This window comes from Arcobacter sp. CECT 8983, from assembly GCF_004118855.1.
In the GTDB taxonomy this organism is placed as follows: domain Bacteria; phylum Campylobacterota; class Campylobacteria; order Campylobacterales; family Arcobacteraceae; genus Halarcobacter.
In genome coordinates, this window is the sequence record NZ_PDKF01000007.1 from 1 (window position 1) to 21,842 (window position 21,842).

General features: G+C 27.3%; 16 protein-coding genes and 4 tRNA genes. 7 read left to right on the plus strand and 13 right to left on the minus strand.

The window, feature by feature from the left end; translation table 11 throughout:
• From CRV01_RS08175 to CRV01_RS08200, 6 genes are all read right to left on the minus strand, one after another.
• Positions 1–785 (minus strand): hypothetical protein (locus CRV01_RS08175; protein WP_164970034.1); only part of this gene is annotated, 785 nt, incomplete at its 3' end.
• A gap of 108 nt (positions 786–893) precedes the next feature.
• The gene (locus CRV01_RS08180) at positions 894–1,694 is read right to left on the minus strand and encodes a sensor histidine kinase (RefSeq protein ID WP_129007724.1); all 801 of its coding nucleotides are present in this window, start codon (positions 1,692–1,694) and stop codon (positions 894–896) included.
• 17 nt (positions 1,695–1,711) lie between these two features.
• Positions 1,712–2,977 carry an ankyrin repeat domain-containing protein gene (locus CRV01_RS08185; RefSeq protein WP_129007725.1) on the minus strand — a complete coding sequence of 422 codons (1,266 nt, stop codon included), beginning with the start codon at positions 2,975–2,977 and terminating at the stop codon, positions 1,712–1,714.
• An 8-nt stretch (positions 2,978–2,985) separates the two neighbouring features.
• On the minus strand, positions 2,986–4,368 hold the full coding sequence (locus CRV01_RS08190; protein WP_129007726.1) for an HlyD family type I secretion periplasmic adaptor subunit: 1,383 nt from the start codon (positions 4,366–4,368) through the stop codon (positions 2,986–2,988).
• On the minus strand, positions 4,365–6,521 hold the full coding sequence (locus CRV01_RS08195) for a type I secretion system permease/ATPase (protein WP_129007727.1): 2,157 nt from the start codon (positions 6,519–6,521) through the stop codon (positions 4,365–4,367). The genes CRV01_RS08190 and CRV01_RS08195 overlap by 4 nt, the downstream gene beginning before the upstream one ends.
• 30 nt (positions 6,522–6,551) lie before the next feature.
• Positions 6,552–8,174: a TolC family protein gene (locus CRV01_RS08200; protein ID WP_258238364.1), complete on the minus strand. Its 1,623-nt coding sequence runs from the start codon at positions 8,172–8,174 to the stop codon at positions 6,552–6,554.
• Positions 8,175–8,263: 89 nt separating this feature from the next.
• Between CRV01_RS08200 and CRV01_RS08205 the strand changes: the two genes are divergently transcribed.
• Entirely contained in the window at positions 8,264–8,983 is a 720-nt protein-coding gene (locus CRV01_RS08205) for a response regulator transcription factor (RefSeq protein WP_129007728.1), read from the plus strand.
• Here the strand turns inward: CRV01_RS08205 and CRV01_RS08210 are convergent.
• Together CRV01_RS08210 and CRV01_RS08215 are read right to left on the minus strand one after the other, a co-directional pair.
• A complete protein-coding gene (locus tag CRV01_RS08210) occupies positions 8,980–10,083 on the minus strand; it encodes a response regulator (RefSeq protein ID WP_129007729.1) in 1,104 nt (367 codons plus the stop codon). The two genes, CRV01_RS08205 and CRV01_RS08210, sit on opposite strands and share 4 nt — an antisense overlap.
• The gene (locus CRV01_RS08215; protein WP_129007730.1) at positions 10,076–12,619 is read right to left on the minus strand and encodes a PAS domain-containing protein; all 2,544 of its coding nucleotides are present in this window, start codon (positions 12,617–12,619) and stop codon (positions 10,076–10,078) included. Before CRV01_RS08215 ends, CRV01_RS08210 begins: the two co-directional genes overlap by 8 nt.
• 173 nt (positions 12,620–12,792) lie before the next feature.
• On the opposite strand from CRV01_RS08215, the gene CRV01_RS08220 reads away from it, so the two are divergent.
• The 4 genes from CRV01_RS08220 to CRV01_RS08235 all read left to right on the plus strand — a co-directional run bounded on the left by CRV01_RS08220 (position 12,793) and on the right by CRV01_RS08235 (position 16,981).
• Positions 12,793–14,784 (plus strand): PAS domain-containing protein, encoded by a 1,992-nt coding sequence (locus tag CRV01_RS08220; RefSeq protein WP_129007731.1) that lies wholly within the window; start codon positions 12,793–12,795, stop codon positions 14,782–14,784.
• Positions 14,781–15,089: a hypothetical protein gene (locus CRV01_RS08225; protein ID WP_129007732.1), complete on the plus strand. Its 309-nt coding sequence runs from the start codon at positions 14,781–14,783 to the stop codon at positions 15,087–15,089. Before CRV01_RS08220 ends, CRV01_RS08225 begins: the two co-directional genes overlap by 4 nt.
• Positions 15,090–15,324: 235 nt before the next feature.
• Positions 15,325–15,855, plus strand: coding sequence for a hypothetical protein (locus tag CRV01_RS08230; RefSeq protein WP_129007733.1), 531 nt, complete (start codon positions 15,325–15,327; stop codon positions 15,853–15,855).
• 10 nt (positions 15,856–15,865) lie between these two features.
• Positions 15,866–16,981, plus strand: coding sequence for a hybrid sensor histidine kinase/response regulator (locus CRV01_RS08235; protein WP_129007734.1), 1,116 nt, complete (start codon positions 15,866–15,868; stop codon positions 16,979–16,981).
• Here the strand turns inward: CRV01_RS08235 and CRV01_RS08240 are convergent.
• The 5 genes from CRV01_RS08240 to CRV01_RS08260 form a co-directional block, all read right to left on the minus strand.
• Positions 16,982–17,068, minus strand: a tRNA-Leu gene (locus tag CRV01_RS08240).
• A 12-nt stretch (positions 17,069–17,080) separates the two neighbouring features.
• Positions 17,081–17,156, minus strand: a tRNA-Cys gene (locus tag CRV01_RS08245).
• 43 nt (positions 17,157–17,199) lie between these two features.
• A complete protein-coding gene (locus CRV01_RS08250) occupies positions 17,200–18,087 on the minus strand; it encodes a DMT family transporter (RefSeq protein ID WP_129007735.1) in 888 nt (295 codons plus the stop codon).
• Positions 18,088–18,194: 107 nt separating this feature from the next.
• Positions 18,195–18,283, minus strand: a tRNA-Ser gene (locus CRV01_RS08255).
• Positions 18,284–18,303: 20 nt separating this feature from the next.
• Positions 18,304–18,390 (minus strand) — tRNA-Leu (locus tag CRV01_RS08260).
• Positions 18,391–18,580: 190 nt separating this feature from the next.
• Between CRV01_RS08260 and ilvD the strand changes: the two genes are divergently transcribed.
• Complete coding sequence (gene ilvD, locus CRV01_RS08265) at positions 18,581–20,269, plus strand: dihydroxy-acid dehydratase (RefSeq protein ID WP_129007736.1); 1,689 nt, start codon at positions 18,581–18,583, stop codon at positions 20,267–20,269.
• 145 nt (positions 20,270–20,414) lie between these two features.
• Entirely contained in the window at positions 20,415–21,833 is a 1,419-nt protein-coding gene (locus tag CRV01_RS08270; protein WP_129007737.1) for a Do family serine endopeptidase, read from the plus strand.
• Positions 21,834–21,842: the final 9 nt, after the last annotated feature.

The window sequence follows — 21,842 nt, forward strand, 5'->3', positions numbered from 1 at the left end:
TCATCTTCTACTGTTCCATTGTTAAATGTAAAGTCATACTCTTTTGCAGCTTCTGCTTCTCCACTTAATGTTACAGTGTGAACTAAAGAAGTTCCTTCTGTTTGTGTATCACTTGTTACACTTGATACTTCTATATCTTCTTCATTTGCTTGAGGATCATCTGTAGTAGTTGCAGTTTCATCATCATTATTAGTAGTTCCTTCAACATCAACTAAATTTCCATCTGGATCATTAAACTCTAGCCCAGTTCCTCTTCCTTCTGCTCCATAAGTGTTTCCACTAATAGCCTCTGATGCAAAAAATGTAGATGCACCGTTTGAAGTTGATTCACCTGCTGCAGCTGCTTCTAACTGTTCTGCTAATGAACCGAAATCATCTATTATAATTCCATTTTGATTTGTGCTACCATCTGTTTGAGCAAGCAAATCTTTTAATTCTCTAATAATATTATCACTTTTAAATTCAGGGTTTAATACTGTTTGATTAAGTTCATCCATACCTTCTTGGTCATTTATAATTCCAAGTACAGATTTATTTTCAGTTAGTAAGCTAGATTCTTTAATTAATTTTGCCATATCTTCAAATTTAAACTTATATTTTTGTCCATCTTTATTGAACAAAATTTCAATAGAGTCTTCCCCATCACTTAAGTTAAACTTGTATTTTTTGGCATCTAAATTCTCAAAGTAAAACTGTTGTCCTGGTTCTGGTTTAATAACCATTCCATCCGTTAATTCTCTAACTTCTTTTGAACCATCTACATTTTTAATTATCACTTTAATCATAGTACTACCCTCATTATTAGAATTTCATACTATCCATTATATATGAAAAAAGTTTCTTTTGAGACACTTTTGCAGGTTTTATAAATATTTTTATTGCTAGTTTTATTATTATTTTAAAGGTGAGATTATTTTAAAATTTGCTCCATAATTTTTATTAGAAACAAGAAGCTTTCCATTCATATTCTTTTCGATAATTAATTTTGACATAAAAAGCCCTATTCCAGTACCTTCCTTTTTACCATAAGTAAAAAAAGGTTTAAAAATATTATCAACAGGTGTTACTTCAATTCCACCTGCATTATCTTCAACACTAAGAATAGAATTTTTATTATCAGAATCTAAAGTTATAATAATTTTAGGTTCTTTTATTTTTCTATCAACTAAAGCATCTTTTGCATTATTTAATAGATTTATTAAAACTTGAGTATATTCATTTTTATAGCCATAAATAGTAGGATTATTTTTAATAACGATATCAACAAAAATCCCATTTTTACGTAGCCCTGTGATGATTATTCCTAAAGAAGAGTTTATTTGATCAGAGAGTTTAAACTCGGTTTTTTCTTTATTGGTTGCAAAGAAGTTTTTGAAGTCATCTATTGTATTTGACATATATTTGGTTATATGATTTAGTTTAGAAATAGAGTCTAATAACTCATCATTATTTATACTTTTATTAAAATTGAGTTTAGCTTCAATAGGAATAAATAAAGAAGACAACTCCATTAAGGGTTGTCTCCATTGGTGGGCAATATTCTCTAGCATTTCACCCATTGCAGCAAGTTTATTTTGTTGAAAAATTATTTCATCTTTTTGTCTATTTTTTTCAACTTCTATAGCAACTAATTTTTCTAACTCTTTATTTTGTTCTTCTAACTCCATAAAATCTTCTAAACTAGTTTGCTTCATTTTTGCCTCTTTTAGTTTTATTTAATCTCTATTTTAAACTCTACTCTTCTTGATAACTCAGGATTTTCAGAACCATCACTATTTAATATTAACTCTTTTGAAGATTTACCTACTGCTTTAAAAGTATTATCTATAAAACTTTCATTTTCAATAACTATAGAATCTAAGCTTGTTTTTAAATACTCTAAAACTGCATCTGCTCTTTCTTGTGATAGAGCCATATTTTTACTAAATTTTTCTTCTTCTGATTTAGCACTACTATAAGCTGATGATGTATGACCTTCTACATAAACATTTTTTATAGAATTTTTATATTCAACTAAAGCAGCTATATATCTAGGGAAGAAATCCGATAAAATATTTTTGTACTCTTGCTTAAGATTATTACTTCCTCTTTCAAACATTAAAGAAGGGTTATTAAATCTAAATATTAATCTATTTTCATCAAAAGAAGCATTCCATTTTGCGAAATCATTTTCAAACTCTTTTTTTAATAATGCAGGTAAACTATTGATTGCTTTTATCTCTAGTTCTTCAGAGGTAAGACCCTTTTCATTAATTGAATTTACAGAAATTGCATCAACTCTATAATAACCATTTAAAAGTTTTTCTTCTACTTGTGCACACCATCTTTTCCCTAAAATATTAGCTTCTATTACACTTTCTCCTGAATCAAATGAAATTTGAATTCTTCTTACATCCTCATCATAGATATCTCCACAAATATTTGGCGTATTATCAGTTAATATTCCGTATTCATCTATTGAGATTTGATTATAAAATTGTGTATTTGTAGTTTTTTTAGGAGTTATTACTTTGCCAATACATTCTTGTTGAATATTCTTTGAACTAAGTAATTTTGCTGTTCTATTATCATTTAATTCTCTCGCATACTCATAAACAGAAACACCCTTTTCATCTTTTGCATTTATTTTTGCACCATTACATATTAGAAGTTCTGACATAAAAGTATAACCTTTTTTTACAGAATCAATTAAAGGTGTATCAAAATAATTGTCTTTTGTATTTATTTGGGCACCCTTTGATATAAGAACTTTTGCTATATCAAAATGATTAAATCTTGCAGCAATATGTAAAGGGGTATAACCATATTCATCTTTTGTATCTATATTCTCTTTATTAAGTAATTCATTTAATAACATCATATCATTTACTCTAACAGCGTAGTGTAAATCTTTTTCAACAGGTGAGCCTGTATTTTTAGTTGCACAACCTGCAAAAACACTTAGTATAAAAACTAAACTAAAAAAATATTTATTCATTTTTTTCCTTATCTTTCATGTAAAGCATTTTGCTTTACTTTTAATATTGGTTTTAATATAAAGTCAAGTATTGTCTTTTTACCAGTAATAATATCAACAGAAGCCACCATACCTGGAATAATTGGTAGTTTCTCACCATTACGTTCTAAATAATTCTTCTCTGTTCTTACAATAACTCTATAATAACTTTTACCCTCTTTTGATTCCTTATCTACAATACTATCAGCAGAGATTTCTGTGATTTTTGCATCTAATCCACCATAAATTGAAAAATCATAGGCAGTTATTTTTACAATTGCTTTTTGACTAGGATTAATAAAAGCAATATCTTTAGGATCAATCTTTGCTTCAACTAATAAAATATCACTTTGAGGAACTATTTCAACTAAATCTACCCCTGGTTGGATTACTCCACCTATTGTATTAAAATATAACTGCTTCACTATTCCATCTACTGGCGAAACAATAGTTGTTTTAGCAACTTTATCTTTATCTCCCACTAATCTTGCTTCAAATTTACTAATTAATCCAACAGTTTCTTGTAAAGTATTTGAAGCTTCCGCTCTAAAATTATTTAATTTTTCAGATACTCTACTTTTTGCTTCTTGTATCGCTAGTTCAGACCTTTTTACAGATAATAAAGCTGTTTCTAATTCAGAACTTACATCTGTATACTCTTTTTCTATATTTAAAAGTTCATATTTAGACTTAACCCCTCTTCTTACAAGCTTATGAATTGTTTCCCTTTGTTCTTTTATAAGGGCAAAACTTTTTTTAAGATTCTTAATAGTATTTTTTATTTCAGTTAATTCTTGTCTTTTTTGTGCAAGTTGAGTTTCCAAAACATCTACTGATGATTTTAACTCTTCATATCTATTAGCTAAAAGAGTCTGTTCCAATCTATCATAACCTGATTTATCTTCTAATACTTCTTTAGGAAACTCCAAAATAGGAACTGGTTTTGTTAAGTCTAAAGTAGCTTCAGCTTCAAGTCTTTGTTTAACTGCTAATAAACTAATATACTCTTGCTTACTCTCTTCTAATGTTGCTTGAAATCTTGTTGTATCAATTTTCATTAAAGGAGTGCCTTTTTTCACTGACTCACCATCTTTTACTAGAATTTCTGAAATAATACCTCCATCAAGAGACTGAACTCTTTGAATTTTATCTGAAGGAATAACTTTACCATTTCCTCTTGCTAACTCATCAATCTCTGCAAATGCTGACCAAAGAATGACTAAAGTAAAAAAAGAAATTATAAATATAAAAGTTAGATTTGCCACTTTACTAGGTGTCTCATTTGCATTTGCATAACTTGAATAGACAAACTCTAAATCTTCATCAGGACTTTTATCAAGACCATAAAGCTTATTAAACCATTTTTTTATCATTGTTTTGCACCTTTTGGTTTATTAAAAACTTCTTCTTTAGGACCATCAAAAGCAATCTGCCCATTTTCCACAATAATAACTCTATTTACTAAATGAAGCAATGAAGTTTTATGAGTAACTATAATTAATGTTTTGTCATGGATAATTTTTTCTATTTTTCTAATAAATGCTTGTTCTGTTTGTTTATCCATTGAGTTCGTTGGCTCATCAAGCATTAGAATATTTGGATTGGAAATTAATGCTCTTGCTAAAGTAACTGACTGTCTCTCACCTCCACTTAAACCTTCACCTCGTTCTCCTACCATCAAATCAAAACCAGCTTCATGTTTTCCTAAAAAGTCATCGAGTCCTGCAACTTTTGATACCTTTAAAAGCTCTTCATCGGATACATATTGTTCTCCAATTGTTATATTATCTTTTATTGTTCCCATAAATAAAAAAGGCTCTTGGGGTACACAACCTATTGCTCTTCTTAAATCAACTGGATCAATTTGTCTTGTATCTAAATCATCAACTAAAACAGAACCAGTAGTTGGTTCATAAAGATTCATAATAAGTTTAAGAAGTGTTGACTTTCCAGAACCAATTTTCCCTAATATAGCAACCTTCTCTCCAGGTTTTATACTTAGGTTTATATTTTTAAGAGTTTGATGATTTTGTTCTTTGTATGCAAAGTTTACATCTTTTAATTCAATTTTACCTTTTAATATAGGTCTACTGATATATGTTTTATTCTCTTTTTCTACTGGCATTTTCATAACTTCATCTAAGTTACTTAATGAAAGCATTGTTTTATCAAACTTTATAATAAGTCCTACCAATTGAGAAACAGGAGCAATTACTCTTCCATTTAAAATCATAGCTGCAATAATAGCACCCATTGTAATATCACCTTCACTTGCAAGATAAACTCCCCCTGCAACAATTGCAATATTTGAAAACTGTGAAATAAAAGCAGTAAAATAAGTAATACTTTGAGATAGAAAATGCCCTTTATCTGCATAATGAACTGTTTTATTTACTGAATTATCCCAGTTAGTTCTCATTCTATTTTGAGCTCTTACACTTTTAATAATTTCTAAACCAGTAACTGTTTCAATCATTGTTGTTTGTTTTATTTGCTCTTCTTTTACAGATTTTTCAATTATCTCTTTTAATGGTCTTTGCATATACCAAGAAACAAGAATTGAAATAATTACTGTAAAGATAGTAATATAAGCCAATGGTCCTGCGATATAAAAAACAACTATTATAAAGATAATAACAAAAGGGAAATCAACAAAAGCAGCTACTGTAGCACTTGTAAAAAACTCTCTCACGCTTTCAAAAGATTGTAGCCTACTTACAAATTGTCCAGTAGAGGCTGGTTTTGAGTTTATTTTTATATTTAATACATGATTAAAAATTTTATTTGAAATAATAGTATCTGTTCTTTTACTTGCAACCCCTAAAAAATAGGATCTTAAAACTTTTAAAACAAAATCAAAAAGCATTACAATACTAATACCAATAAACAATGCCCACATAGTTTCAATTGCATTATTAGGTAAAACTCTATCATAAACATTCATTGTAAACAATGGTGTAGCTAAGATGAATAAATTAATAAATAAAGAAACCAAAATAACTTGTTTGTAAATATTTTTATTTCTAAATAAAGTTCCCCAGAACCATTTTTGAGGGCTATCTACTTGTATTTCTTTTTCTATTCTATTATTAAAATTAAATTCTGGTTTTAAAATAATCAATTCACCTAAATATTCAGAATTTAATTTTTCTAAAGTCATTTCTGTTTCACCAGAACTAAGACCAGGAAGAATTACTTTTGCTATTCCTTCTTTCTCATCATAATCAAGTAAAACACATGATCTATCTTTTTCAAGCAAAAGCACAGCAGGAAGAGCAAGCTTTGTAAGTTTTGTTATTTCTCTTTTAACAACTTTACTTGTAAGTCCAATTCTTTTTGCAGCATCAATAAACATATCTAAATCTAACGATTTATTATGAACTGGAAGATTAAATTTCAAAGATTCTGCTGAGGCTTCTCTTTTATGATATTTTGATAAAAATATCAAGCACTCTAAAAGTGTATCAACAGTTCTTCTGTCCTTGAGGGTATTTAGACTTTCATCTAATTTTTCTTTTTCTTGCAATTTGCAACCTTGATAATATTAGTTAAAATTTTAGATTTTATTTATATTATCAATATATGCCTTATTAGACAATACAAGAGTAGAGTTTAAACTAATTATTTTATCTTTAGGTATATTTAAAAAGCTATCTAATTTATCTTCTAAATTATCATTTTTATTTAAAATATCATTTGTTTTTCCATCTAATTCTAACTCTCTTTTTAAATCAAGATTTAATTCTTTTCTAATTAATTCACTGTCTGTATCACTAATTAAACCTTCAAGTTCTTTTTCAATATTATTATTTTGTTTTTTAGGTTTATAATTAATTATTCTTGGAGCAATATTTGCACAATCTTGATTTTTTGAATTCACTACTGAGTTTGTTAGGTTTGATAAGTTAAACATCAAGTCATAATAATTGTTTATTAAAGCGTATTCAACTTCTATTAACGTTTTTGTTGATTCATAAAGTTCTCTTTCTGCATCTAAAATATCAACAAAAGTTCTTGTACCTGCTTGAAATTCACTTCTATATACATCTACAATATTTACATTTGCTTTTACATATTTTTTTAGCTCTTCAATTCTTCTTTTATATGTATCATGTTTCCCATATAAAGATTTTATTTCTGCAACAATTTCTTGAGTAATATCATCTAAAGTTTTCTTTTGTTCTTCTAAGAAAGTTTTTTCTTGAGTCGAAGTTACATTATTTTTATTACCATTAAATAAATTCCAATTAAAATTCAACCTAATATATTTTTCATCTGTTCTACCATTTTCAGTTAATTCTAAATCTTCATCAATTGAAGCTTTTAACTCTAAATCTATTTTTGGTAAAAATGATGCGTTCGCTTGTGCAATTTTTTCTCTTTGCATTTTTATTTTTTCTATTTGTTCTAATATTCTATAATTACTAGCAACCGCTTTTTTTATAGCTTCTTCTAAATTTTTTGGGATTTTAGTTTCATCAATAGCTGGTCTACATGTTTTACTAGTAGGATTTTCACCCACTAATTTAAAATACTTAGCTAATGTTGTATCTTTTTTATCTTCTTCATCAATATATCTATCTCTTATAAAATGCAGTTTTGAAGATACTTGATATGTTTCTAAAACTTCTCCACTAATACTTTCTTGTTCTTTTGCTATAGCTAAATTATCTTCATTTATTTTTATCATAGACTCAGTTAACGTTAATACTTCATCTGATTGAACTAAGCCTGTGTAAGCTTTAATTGTTTCTAAAACTGTGTTTTCAATTGCATAAAAACTTCTGTGTTTATTTGCTAAATCTTGATATTTCGTTTGTGCAACTTCAGAAGGAGTCAATCCTCCATCATATATATATTGTCTTAAAACAATTGCTGCACTATAACCATCTTGATCAGTCCATTCACCATCAGTAGCTGTTTTATTTATATCTCTTTTTTCTCTTTCACTTCCCTTTTGAAAATATGATTCTATATCTAATGTAGGTAAATAATTGCCTCTTCTTTCATCAACATACATTTTATATGCTTCTTGATTCTTTCTTTCAGCTATAACATTTGGATTTGTACTTAAAACTTTTTCAACACTATCTTTTAAACTAGTTGCACAAAGAGATGTCACTGATAGATACAAAAACAAACTCAAAAAAATCATTTTTATGCTATTGTTAGATTTCATTATCTTTCCTTAAGTAATCATTTCTTGCAAAACTGATTATTTTATTATATAATTATTTTTACATTTTAGCATAAAAAGAATAAAAAGCAATGGAAAATTACATAAATAATAAAAAAAGTGTTAAAATTATTAAAGAACACTTAAATATTCTTTATATTGAAGATGAAAGAAATATAAGAGAAAAGTTAAAAGAGGCTATAAAGCTTATTGTATCGAATGTTTATGATTGTGAAGACATTTCTCAAGCAAAAGAGATTTTAGATAAACATAGAATTGACATAATAATTTCTGACATTAATTTAAAGAATGAAAATGCCTTAGAATTTATAAAAAATATAAGAAAATATTATTTAAATTTACCTATTATTTTATTATCAGCATACACTGAAAAAAATTATTTATTAGAAGCAGCAAAACTAAAACTTGTTGATTATTTAGTAAAACCCATTGATTTTAAAATATTAAATAATACTATAGATAAAGCTGCACAGGAGCTTATTCAATACGGAAATTACATTGTTGATTTTGAAAATAAAACATCTTATAATATTCTTAATAAGAAATTATTATCTAAAGAAACCAAGAAAGACATTATATTAACAGCAAAAGAGATAGAATTGCTTGAATATTTTATTTCTAACAGTAATAGAGTCCTTTCCCATGATGAAATAAAAAATAAACTTTGGATAGATTCTTATGAAATTACAGACTCTGCACTTAAAAACTTAATTAATAAACTAAGAAAAAAAATAGGGAAAGAGTCAATAAAGAATATTTCAGGAGTTGGATTTAAAATAGAATTGATTTAAAATTTCAATTTTTTAAACTCTTTAATTAAAAATAACTGCCGTTGATAAATATATTTTTCTAAAATCTTTCTATCCCCAAAAGACAATTCATATATAAAAACTATTTTACTATAATCATTATTGATTTCTTTAATTTTATGAACTAAAGCTTTGAAGGCTAATCTTTCTTTATGAACAATTATATTTTCAAAGGAAGCTTCATGTTCTGTTTTAAAACCTATTACAATATCTACCTTATCTCCTAACCTTAACTTATTAGTTATATTTTTAGCAATAAAAGAAATAGAGGAAGAAGAAATAGACTCTACTTTATAACTATATCTTTCACTATTAGCAAAAATTGATCCATTAAATGTCTCATCAGGATCGACTCGTACAGTTTTTCTATTCTTTGAACTAGTTTCAACTTGAACTAAATCCTTTAAACAAACAATATTGCTAAGTTCATCATAGCTTTCAAGTTTAGCATTTAGAATTTTATTTTCAATATGTATTGTTGTCTTTTTTTCATATCTTATAGCTTTTATCTGTACATTTTCTGTTTTTATTCTTATTCTATCTTTTTCAATATTTATAATAGAAGCATCGTGAATAAAAGGAATTCCTTTATAATGGTTAATTAGTTCAATTTTATTATTGTTTAGTTTAGAGTCATAAAGCTCTTTAAATAAATCATCTTCAATTGATTCTTCATCACTATTTTCTATCTTTTCAATTGAACACAATAAAGAAGAAATTAAAGTATCGTAGTTTACTGGTTTTTGTATAAACTCATTTATTCCAAGTTTTTTAAACTTCATTATATTCTCTTCATAAGCATGAGCAGATATTATCACTACTTGTGCATGAGGGCTAAATTCTAATAATTTTGCAATAAATTCATGTCCATCCATTTGAGGCATTGTTAAATCAGTTAAAACTAAATCTGGTAAACTTTTCTTAAAAATTTCTAAACCAACTAAACCATTGTCAGCTACATAAACTTCTTTAAAAAGTTTACCCACAAAATTTTTCATCTGCTTTTGAATATGCTTACTATCTTCTACTATTAAAACACTATATTCACTTGCTTTATTTTTTAGTTTCATTAATTCAGACAATTTCACCCCTTAATACTATTTCAAAGCAAGCACCAAAATTTTGATTATATGCTTTAATTTTACCTTCTAGATGTTTTTCTACAATAATCTTCGACATATAAAGCCCTAAACCTGTACCCTCAAGCTCATCTTTTGTAGTAAAATATGGTTCGAAAATATTATTTATAATCTCTTCAGGTATTCCTCCTGCATTATCACATATTTTTATTATGATATTTTCACCATCTAAATACTCATAAACATCTATTCTTTTGTGCTCTATGTCTCTTTGAACTAAAACTTCTTTTGCATTTTTTAAAATATTTATAATTACTTGTAAAAACTCTTTTTCAAAACTATTAACTTTTTTACCTGATGTAAACTCTTTCTTTACTTCAATATTGTTATTTTCTAAAGTTTTACCCATAACAGAAATTGCATCTTTAAATACATCTTCTACAAAAAAGCTCTCTTTTTGTTTATTTGGTTTAAAAAAGTTCCTAAAATCTTCAATTGTTTGAGATAAGTATTGTGTTTGAGATATTATGTCTTGTGCATTTTCTTCTAATGCTTCTTTATCTATCATATCAAGATCTATATCCATTAAAATATTGTTTGCACTCATTGCTACAACAGAGATTGGTTGTCTCCATTGATGAGCAATCATACTTATCATTTCACCCATTGCAGCATGTCTTGATTGTGCAATCATTAGTTCTTCTTTATCTTTTAATTCTTCTTGTAGTTTTAGCTCTTTTGTTATCTCTTGTTTGATTGCCATATAGTTAATGATTTTTTTATCTTTTTTAGAAAAAATTGGGAAAATTATAGCTCTTTCCCAAAACTCTTTTTTATTTTTACTGATATTTCTAAAAACTCCACTCCACGTTTTTCCAGAAGAGATTGTTTGCCATAAATTATCATATTCCTCTTCATCCATAGTATCTGATTGTAAAACATCAATATTTTTACCTGTAATTTCAGAAAAACTATATCCACTTACTTTAGTAAAGTGAGAATTTACATACTCAACCTCACCTTTTTTATTTGTAATAACAAAAGAGATAGGAGCTTGCTCTACTGCTTGTCGTAAAATAGAAAGTTCATTTTGGATCAATGCAAACTCAGTAATATCTTGAATAGTACCTATTACAAGATGAACTTCTTTACTTTTATCTTTTTTAAACTCTATATTACAATTAACATGTCTTACTTCTTTATCTGATTGTCTTATGATTCTATACTCTGTTCGATATCCTCTTTTTTTGTATTTACCTAAAAAGAATCTTTTTACCACATTTTCTCTATCTTCTTCATGGGTAAAGTTTTTAACTAAATCTTCAAGGGTGATTTTTGTTTCATTGGCTAAACCAAAAACAGATTTAATATTTTTTGATAGAGTTAAAGTATTAGTTTTAAAGTCATATCTAAAGTGCCCTAAATTTGACATTTTCTCAGCTTTTAGAAGATTTTTCTCACTTGTCTTTAAATTAACTTCTAACTCTTTTTGCTTTGTAATATCAGTATGAAAACCAACCATTCTAATTGCATTTCCATTTTTATCAAAGATAGTCTTACCTCTATCTAAAATCCAAACCCAATGCCCATCTTTATGTTTTAATCTATGTACATTTTCATAATATGTAGTTCTTCCTCTATGATTTGCTTTTATATCACTTATAGCTGATTCTATGTCGTCAGGATGAACTAGCTTTTTCCATGTTTCTAATGAATTTGCTAATTCATTTTCTTTATAACCAAGCATCCCTTTCCATATTTTTGAAAAATAGACTTTATTTGAACTTAAATCCCAATCCCACAAACCATCATTTGAACCATTTATTGCATGCTCATATCTTTGTGATAATACTCTATTCTTATCTGAGATTCTCATTATTATTCTATGTTTTTTATAAATATTATTTACAAAATAAATCAATACTAAAAATACTATTAAAGAAATAAAGAAACTAAATAACATATAGTAATCTCTTTTTTTATTTGCATTTATATAGAACTCTTGATAATCGCTTGTATTTAAAGTAACTCTAATTCCACCTCTTATATCTCCAATTTTATATCCTTGAGAAGAGTGGCAATCTAAACATGCTCTTGTTACAGTCAATGAAGCCATATATTTTAATTTATTTCTATTTTTGTTAAATTCAAAAAACTCTGTTTTATCTTTCTTTTCAAACTCTTTTAAAACTTTCTTCTCAAAATAATTAGGTTTATTTCCTTCATTACTTGGGTTTAAACTAGTTATCTTATAACTTTGAATATTGCTTCTACTTGAAAGGTCAAAAATCTGTTTTGTCATACTTATAGGACTAATTATTGAATAATCTTCATCTTCTTTAATGTAAACCCCATTATTTGTTGTATTCCACATTTTAATTGTAAGAAAACTAGTAAAACTATTTCTTGCTTCTTTTAATATATTATTTTCATAAATTTTGATTTGATTTGATATTGAAAAGTTTATATAATAAACTTGTAAAAGAAAAGCAAATATAACAACAGTAATAGTAAGTAAAACAGCTTTAGTTTGATTCATTATTCTCTTCTTGCTAATAAAATATCATCATTATATATAACTTTATTAATATTCTATCTTATTAATATTTAATTTTTTTTTTACAATCAGCTTACATACTAAATTAAACAATTATAATATTTATCCTTTATTAGTTAAAATAAATCTAATATTTATAAAGGAGGAGTTTGGATTTGAAAAAAATAGCCTATCTTATAATTCCTCTAATAATATCTTTACTTCAAGCAAAAAATATATTAACTAATGAAGAAATATCATTTTTAAAAGAACATAAAGAACTAAAAGTTTGTATTGATCCAAATTGGATGCCTTTAGAAAAAAATGAAAAAGGTAAACATGTAGGTATGACTGCTGATTATTTAAGACTGTTAGAAAAAAGTCTTAATATAAAAATGACAATGGTTCCAACAAAAACTTGGATTGAATCATTAGAACTAGGGAAAAATAAAAAATGTGATATTTTTTCCCTTGTAATGCCTACAAAAGAAAGAAAATTGTATTTAAATTTCACTAAACCTTATTTAGAAATTCCTTTAGTACTTGCAACAAAAGAGAGTGAAGTTTTTATTGATGACATAACAAAAGTAAAAAAAACAATGGGTATTGTTAAAGGCTATGCATATGCAGAAATTTTAAAAGAGAAATATCCAAGCTTAGATTTAGTTTATGTTAAAAATATTGAAGATGGCTTAAAAAAAGTTGACCAAAACAAGCTTTTTGGTTTTATAGGTACTTTCCCAACAGTGGGATATAATATACAAAAAAAATATGTAGGAAACTTAAAAATAGTAGGGAAATTCCAGCAAAAATGGGACCTAGGCATTGGTGTAAGAAAAGATTATCCCATTTTAGTTGAAATATTCAACAAAGCTATTAACAATATTAAATATGAAGAACACCAAGAAATTTTAAATAAATGGCTGTCAATTAAATATGAAAAAATAACCTATAAATATCTATTTGAAATAATTTTAGTTTTCTTTTTTGTTTTAGGAATAATTATCTTTGTAAATAGAAAATTATCAAATGAAATCAAAAAAAGAAAAAGAGTAGAAAGTCACTTGAAACGTGTTATTCAAGGAGCTAAGCTTGGTACTTGGACTTGGAATATAAAAGAAGATAGAAATATTATAAATAATAGATTAACTGAGATTATTGGATATTCAAAAGAGGAGTTAAGCAATAAAAATCACCTTTCTTTTATTCTAGAAGAAGACAGACCTTTAGTAGATAAAGCTCTTGAAGAGCACATAAAGGGAAATCAACCTTATGAAGTGTGCTTTAGAATGAAAGCAAAAGATGGTTCTATAAAATGGATTTTATCCAATGGAAGTATTGTAAAAAAAGATAAAGATGGTAATCCAATAATTATGGCAGGTATTTATCAAGATGTCACAGAAAGTAAAAAACTTGAACTTGAATTAAAAAGACAAAATGAATTTATTGTTCAACAATCAAGACAAGCAGCAATGGGTGAAATGTTAGAAAATATTGCCCACCAATGGAGGCAACCTCTTTCTATAATTACTACTTCTGCAAGTGGAGTTAAAATAAAAAGTGAACTTTCAGATTTAAATCAAGAACAACTATTTGAATTTATGGATCAAATAATTAAAGGTGGAATGTATTTATCTCAAACAATAGAGGATTTTAGAAACTTCTTTAAAAAAGACAAAAAAGCTACAAATATTCAATCAACTATTCTAATAGAGAAGTCTCTTCAATTTTTAAAATCAAAAATTAACAATAGAGAAATTGAAGTAATAACAGATATTCAAGTAGAAGAGTTAAGAGTATATGAAAATGAATTTATACAAGCATTAATTAATATCTTTAGTAATGCAATAGATGCCTTGGAAAAAGTAGAAAACAAAAAATATATTTTTATAACTATTAAAGAGAGTAAAAATAATTATATTATTGAAATAAAAGATAGTGCAAAAGGTATTGAAGATAAAATATTACCAAGAATTTTTGATCCATACTTTACAACTAAACACCAAAGCCAAGGTACTGGAATTGGACTTTATATGACTAAAGAAATTATCGAAAAGCATTTTTTAGGTAAAATAGAAGTTAAAAATGAAGATTTTAATTATCAAGAAATAGCATTAAAAGGAGCTTGTTTTAAAATCAAAATTCCAAAAATGGTTAAAGATTTATGAAAAAACTATTAAAAATCACTCTTGTAGCTGCTATACTAGGTGCATTATTTAGTTATGGCACACTGAAATTCCTATATTATAAAATGGAACAAGAACTTATTACATATTTAGTTCTAAATGAAGAAGCAAAAAAACTTCAAGATATATATGCATTATGCAATGGATTATTAACTACAAATCCAAGTAATGAAAATTTATTAAGTTGCAATAGTATTGTATCAAAAGTAGATAAGCTATCTATACAAATAGAAGAAAAATGTCCATATATAAGTTTTTATACAACATATATAAATAAATTAGAATAAAAAAAGGAAACCCTATAAGGTATTATTATAATACCAAGATTTCCTTTTTAGATATGCATGAAATTAATCTTTGTAAGATTACTCCCTTTTTTCTGAAAAAATACTTAATTTAACATAAGATTTACTTATAACTAAAACAGTCTTAATAATTTTTATTATTCTTATAGTAATAATAATTTTAAATTATAAAGTAATTTTGATTTATTTTGAAATGTAATTTTGATATAATAACTTTATGAATAAAAAATACATCAATAAAGAATTAGCACTAAAATATTTAGACTATGATATAAAATTGTATAAAAATATTCTAGAAGGTTTTAAAGAACAATATTATAATCTAGATTTTTTAAAGCTTGAAGATTCTACTTTTTTTAAAGAAGTTCATCAATTGAAATCAATAAGTAAAAATATTGGAGCAAATGAACTTTTCAAACTTGCTGATCATATGAACAAAAATAAAACTAGAAAAGATGAAATTTTGCTTCAAGAAACTTTGTTAAAAGTATTAAAAGAAATAGATGAACTATCCTTTATAGATATAAATAATACAACAAACACTACAGGTGAAACCTATTCAAAAAAAGCTCTTATAGAAGAAATTTTAAATGGAGCAATAAAAAATCGTCCTAAAAAAGTCGAAGAACCACTTGAAAAATTAAAACAAATGCAAAACCTTACAAAAGAAGAGAAACTTTTAGTCTCAAAGCTAGATAAAGAAATTAAAGTATATAATTTTAGGAACATTGTAAATATTCTTTCATAATAGGGGAAGTATGACTAAACCTTTAATTCTTATCGTAGATGATAACCAAGCAAACATAAAAATACTTGTTGAATTCCTTTCAAAGGACTATGAAGTCATTGTATCAATGACAGGAACAGAAGCACTAGAAATAATAGATAAAGAAGAAATAGATCTTGTATTATTAGATATTTTCATGCCTGATATGAACGGTTTTGAAGTATGTGAAAAAGTTTATGAAAAGCATGAGATGTATGATATTCCTATCATTTTTGTAACTGCAAGTAGCAATGATGATGATGTTGAAAGAGGTTTTAATCTAGGAGCCGTAGATTATGTTACAAAACCTTTTAGAAAAGTAGAGATTTTATCTAGAGTAAGAACTCATATTCTTTTAAAAGATTATAAAAATAATTTAGAAGAAAAAGTAAAAGAAGAGATTGAAAAAAATAGATTAAAAGAAAAAATTATGTTTCACCAATCAAAACTTGTAAGTATTGGAGAAATGACAAATAGTATTGCCCACCAATGGAGACAACCTCTAAACTCTATTAATTCTGCAGTTATGGGAATTGATACTTGTATGATGAGAAATAATATAAAAAATATAGAGATAAATGAAAAACTTGAAGAGATAGAAGTTCAAACTCATTATATGTCTAGAACAATTGAAGATTTTAGTAACTTTTTAAATCCTAACAAACAAAAAGGAGAAAATGATTTAAAAGAGATTGTTAGGAAAACTCTTACAATTATTCATACAAAGTTTTCTAAAAATAGTATTCATTGTGAAATAATAGAAAAAAATAAATCAATAGTCTCTTGTACAGAAGGAGAGATCATTCAAGTATTGATTGTTATATTAAATAATGCAGTAGATGCATTAAAAGAAAATAAAATAGCAAATCCAAAAGTAACTATAGAAATTGATACAAATAAAATAAGTATTATAGATAATGCAGGTGGAATAAAAAAGGATAATCTCAACAATATATTCTTACCGTATTTTACTACTAAAAAAACAGATGAAGGTCTTGGAATTGGACTTCATTTAGCAAAGTCTATTATAGAAGAATCTAATAATGGTAAACTTTCAGTAGAAAATGTTGATTGTGGTGCTAAGTTTGAGATAAGTTTTAATAGATAGTGGTGCGAATGGTGAGAATCGAACTCACACTCCGAAACCGGAATGGGATTTTAAGTCCCACGCGTCTACCTATTCCGCCACACTCGCACTTCTATATAATGGAGGAGGTAGCCGGACTCGAACCGACGCATACAGGATTTGCAATCCCGGGCATTACCAACTTTGCTATACCTCCACAAAATGGAACGAAATTATATCAAAAATAACTTAATTTTTTTTTAATCTTTTTTCTTTCTTTCTACTTTAATTAAATATACCCCAGAAAGAATTACAATTATTGCCCCAAGTATTGTTAAATTATCAGGTATATCATTAAAAATAATCCATCCTAATAATGTTGCACTAATAATTTCTAAATATTGAAAAGAAGCTAATAAACTTGCATTAGCATAATATAAAGCATTTGATACAAGAAGTTGGCTAGCTATTGTGACTACTGCTAATAAAAAAACTAACCACCATAAAGAATGGTCTATTTTATTAAAAGCAATAATCGCAAAATCAGAACCTTGAGTAGATAAAAGAACTATAGAAATAAAAATAGAAGCTACAATACCTATCCAAAAATGCATGGTAAAACTATCTTTAATATCTTTTGAAACTCTAATTGTCATAAGATAAAGAGCATAAAATAAAGCAGCTAAAATTGGTAAAATAGCTGCTGTTCCATATGCTGACCAGTTAGGTCTTATAATAATCATTGTTCCAATAAGCCCAATAATTAAAACAATAATTAAGCTTTTAGTAATTTTTTCTTTTAAAAATATAATAGATAAAAAAGTCAAAATCAAAGGTTCTATAAAAAATAAGGCAATATTATTTGCCAAAGGTAAATATACTAAACCCCAGAAAATCAGAAACATACAAGAAGAAATAAAAAAAGCTAAATAAAGATAAATCATTTTAAATGCTGCAATTTTTTTTCTTAAAATTTTTGCTAAAAAATATATTAAAATAGCTTGTAATAAAAATCTGAAAAAAGTAATTTGCATAGGAGAATATGTACTAGAAAGCCATTTCCCAATTGCATCTGAAAAAGGAATAACAAATACTGCAATAAGCATAAAAATCATTCCTTTTTGATTATTCGTTATTGAACTATTCAAAATGATATTCTCCTTAAAAGTGTTAAACTTTTGTATTCTTTAATAAAAAATTGTTTTAAGCTTTTAGAATATTAAATAAAAAGTGATTTGATTGATTTTGTGAAAAGTGGCAGTGAGTGAGGGATTCGAACCCTCGGAGGCGTGAACCTCGCCGGTTTTCAAAACCGGTACTTTCGACCAACTCAGTCAACTCACTACAACGTTAATATTTATAAGTGGTGCGAATGGTGAGAATCGAACTCACACTCCGAAACCGGAATGGGATTTTAAGTCCCACGCGTCTACCTATTCCGCCACACTCGCACTTATTGGTAGAATTTAAAAACAGATTGTTTTCAAATTGGACTGGAATTATAATAGCTTTTTTTTTATTTGTCAAGAGTTTTTTAAAAAAAGTTGAAAAATTTTTCAAATTTAATTATTTAATCATTTTTGAACAGCAAAAAAAGTATAATGTCCACCATATTATAATAGCACTAGTAAAGGATATTAATTGAGAAGTAATGAGATTAAAAAAGGCTATGACAGAACGCCTCATAGGTCACTATTAAGAGCTACGGGACTAAAAGATGAAGATTTTGATAAACCCTTTATTGGTGTAGCAAACTCTTTTATTGAACTAATTCCAGGACATTTCTTTTTAGATAAAGTTTCACAAATCATAAAAGAAGAAATTAAAGCAAATGGATGTGTTCCTTTTGAGTTTAATACTATTGGTGTTGATGATGGTATTGCAATGGGACATGATGGAATGTTATTCTCTCTTCCTTCAAGAGAGTTAATTGCGAACTCTATTGAAACAGTAATGAATGCACACAAACTTGATGCAATGATTGCTATTCCAAACTGTGATAAAATCGTTCCAGGTATGATTATGGGTGCATTAAGAGTTGATGTTCCAACTGTATTTGTATCAGGTGGACCAATGCAAAAAGGTCATACTAAAGATGGTGCCCCAATTGATTTAGCTACAGCTTTTGAAGCAGTTGGTAAATATGAAAAAGGTGACATGAACGAAGAAGAACTAAAAGATATCGAGTGTAATGCCTGTCCAAGTGGTGGTTCATGTTCTGGGATGTTTACAGCTAACTCTATGAATACTTTAATGGAAGCTATGGGAATTGCCCTTCCTGGAAATGGAACAATCTTAGCCCTTACACCTGAAAGAGAAGAGTTATATAGAAAAGCAGCTAGAAGAATTTGTGAAATTGCAAAAGATGAAAAGGCAAGTGAAGAGTTTAAACTAAGAAATATTTTAAACGAAAATGCAGTAAGAAATGCATTTGCAGTTGATATGGCAATGGGTGGTTCTTCAAATACAGTTTTACATATGTTAGCAATTGCAAAAGAAGCTGGAGTTAACTTTAACTTAGAAGATATTAACTCTATTTCTAAAAAAGTTTCTCATATTGCTAAGATTTCTCCATCTTTATCAACTGTTCATATGGAAGATATCAATAAAGCTGGTGGAGTAAATGCCGTTATGAAAGAGATGTCAAAAAGAGGTGATGATATTTTAATTGATAATCCAACTATTGGTGGGATTTCAACTTTAGAAAAAATCAAAGATGCCCAAATTAAAGATACAAATATTATTCACACTATTGATAATCCATATAGTGAAGTTGGTGGATTAGCGATTCTTTATGGTAATTTAGCAGAACAAGGTGCTGTTATAAAAACTGCTGGTATCACAGGAGATAGAGTTTTCACAGGTAAAGCTGTATGTTTTGATGGACAACCAGAAGCAATCAAAGGTATTGTAGAAGGTAAAGTTCAAGCTGGTAATGTAGTTGTTATTAGATATGAAGGTCCTAAAGGTGGTCCAGGTATGCAAGAAATGCTAGCACCTACTTCACTTATCATGGGAATGGGACTTGGAGATAAAGTTGCTTTAATCACTGATGGTAGATTCTCAGGAGCTACTAGAGGAGCAAGTATCGGTCACGTAAGTCCAGAAGCAGCAGAAGGTGGAATGATTGGATTATTAAAAGATGGTGATGAAATTCACATTGATGTTGACCAATATATTTTATCTGTAAATTTAAGTGACGAAGAAATTGCAAAAAGAAAAGCAGAATTTACTCCACTTAAAAAACCTCTTAACTCAAAATGGTTAGGACAATATAGAGCACTTGTAACTAATGCAAGCTCTGGGGCAGTACTTAAAACTGACCTTTAAAATACTAAACAAAGTATGAGAAAATTCATACTTTGTTTTAACTCTTCTTTCTTTTACATTAATCTTTTATTTACGATTTATTCAAAAATAGTTTACATTTAGCTATTATAATTCTTTTTAAATATATTAGAAAGGATAAATGAAAATGTTAAAAAAACTATTTTTCGCCGTAATATTTATAGCTACATGTTCATTTGCTGAGTCAATAGACTTCCAAATGGCTGACAAAAATCCACAAAGAGTAGCTCCAAGTAACCCAAATCAAATTTTGTCATTTAATGATAGTATCAAAGAACCAATGAAATCAGTTGTAAATATTGCAGCTAAAAGAAGAGTATCTTCAAATGCTGGCAATATTCCATTTCAGATGTTTAATGATCCATTCCTAAGAAGATTTTTTGGAGATCAATTCAATGAACAATTTGGACAAAATAGAATTCAAAGATCACTTGGTTCTGGTGTTATTATCTCAAAAGATGGATATATCGTAACAAACAATCACGTTATTGAAAATGCAGAAGAAATTATTATTACTATTGCAGACAATCCAAGAGAGTATAATGCAAGAGTTATAGGAAAAGATTCAGATAGTGACTTAGCTGTTATCAAAATTGAAGGAAAAGATTTTGATGCTATTAAATTTGGCTACTCTGAAAACCTTCACGTTGGGGATTTAATTTTTGCTATTGGTAATCCATTTGGTATTGGTACAACAGTAACACAAGGTATCATCTCAGCACTTAATAAAGACCATGTAGGTATCAATAGATATGAAAACTTTATCCAAACAGATGCGTCAATCAACCCAGGAAATTCTGGTGGGGCTTTAGTTGATAGTAGAGGTGCATTGATTGGTATAAACAGTGCAATTATCTCTAAGTCTGGTGGAAACAACGGTATTGGATTTGCAATTCCTGTTTCTATGGTAAAAGATGTTGTTAAAAAACTTATTGAAGATGGAAAAGTTACAAGAGGATACTTAGGTGTTGTTATTGGAGAACTAGACCAAAGAGTTTCAAAACTATATAAAAGATCAGACGGTGCACTTATTTTAGATGTTGCAAGTGATACACCAGCTTCAAAAGCAGGATTAAAAAGAGGTGATTTAATCTACTCAATCAACAATCTTCCAATCAAAGATAGAAAAGATTTACAAAATGTTATTGCATCATTTAAACCAAATCAAACAATAGTTGTAAAACTTGAAAGAGATAAAAAAGATGTAAAAATAAACGTAACTTTAGGAAATAGAGCGGGACTTGTAACTTCTGATTCAAATAATGGTAAGTTCTTAGGTGGACTTTTATTATCGGAACTTAATGCAAATGTTATAAAAAGATTTAGACTAAGCTCAAATACAAAAGGTGTTTTAGTAGTAAATGTTGAACCAAATTCAGATGCTGAGAAAGTTGGATTTGAACCAGGAGATGTTATTATACAAATAGAAGATATTGAAGTAAAAAGCTTCCCTGATATGCAACAAGCAATAAGAAAGTATAATAAAAAGCTAAAAAGAATTTATGTAAATAGATATGGTCAGACAATTGTTCTAGCTATAAAATAAAGGATTTCC

What these genes read in the sequence shown, in the direction of transcription:
- CRV01_RS08180 (WP_129007724.1), bottom strand. Translation starts at nt 1,694, where the DNA reads ATGAAGCAAACTAGTTTAGAAGATTTTATGGAGTTAGAAGAACAAAAT.
- CRV01_RS08185 (WP_129007725.1), bottom strand. Translation starts at nt 2,977, where the DNA reads ATGAATAAATATTTTTTTAGTTTAGTTTTTATACTAAGTGTTTTTGCA.
- CRV01_RS08190 (WP_129007726.1), bottom strand. Translation starts at nt 4,368, where the DNA reads ATGATAAAAAAATGGTTTAATAAGCTTTATGGTCTTGATAAAAGTCCT.
- CRV01_RS08200 (WP_258238364.1), bottom strand. Translation starts at nt 8,174, where the DNA reads ATGAAATCTAACAATAGCATAAAAATGATTTTTTTGAGTTTGTTTTTG.
- CRV01_RS08205 (WP_129007728.1), top strand. Translation starts at nt 8,264, where the DNA reads ATGGAAAATTACATAAATAATAAAAAAAGTGTTAAAATTATTAAAGAA.
- CRV01_RS08215 (WP_129007730.1), bottom strand. Translation starts at nt 12,619, where the DNA reads ATGAATCAAACTAAAGCTGTTTTACTTACTATTACTGTTGTTATATTT.
- CRV01_RS08225 (WP_129007732.1), top strand. Translation starts at nt 14,781, where the DNA reads ATGAAAAAACTATTAAAAATCACTCTTGTAGCTGCTATACTAGGTGCA.
- CRV01_RS08230 (WP_129007733.1), top strand. Translation starts at nt 15,325, where the DNA reads ATGAATAAAAAATACATCAATAAAGAATTAGCACTAAAATATTTAGAC.
- CRV01_RS08235 (WP_129007734.1), top strand. Translation starts at nt 15,866, where the DNA reads ATGACTAAACCTTTAATTCTTATCGTAGATGATAACCAAGCAAACATA.
- CRV01_RS08270 (WP_129007737.1), top strand. Translation starts at nt 20,415, where the DNA reads ATGTTAAAAAAACTATTTTTCGCCGTAATATTTATAGCTACATGTTCA.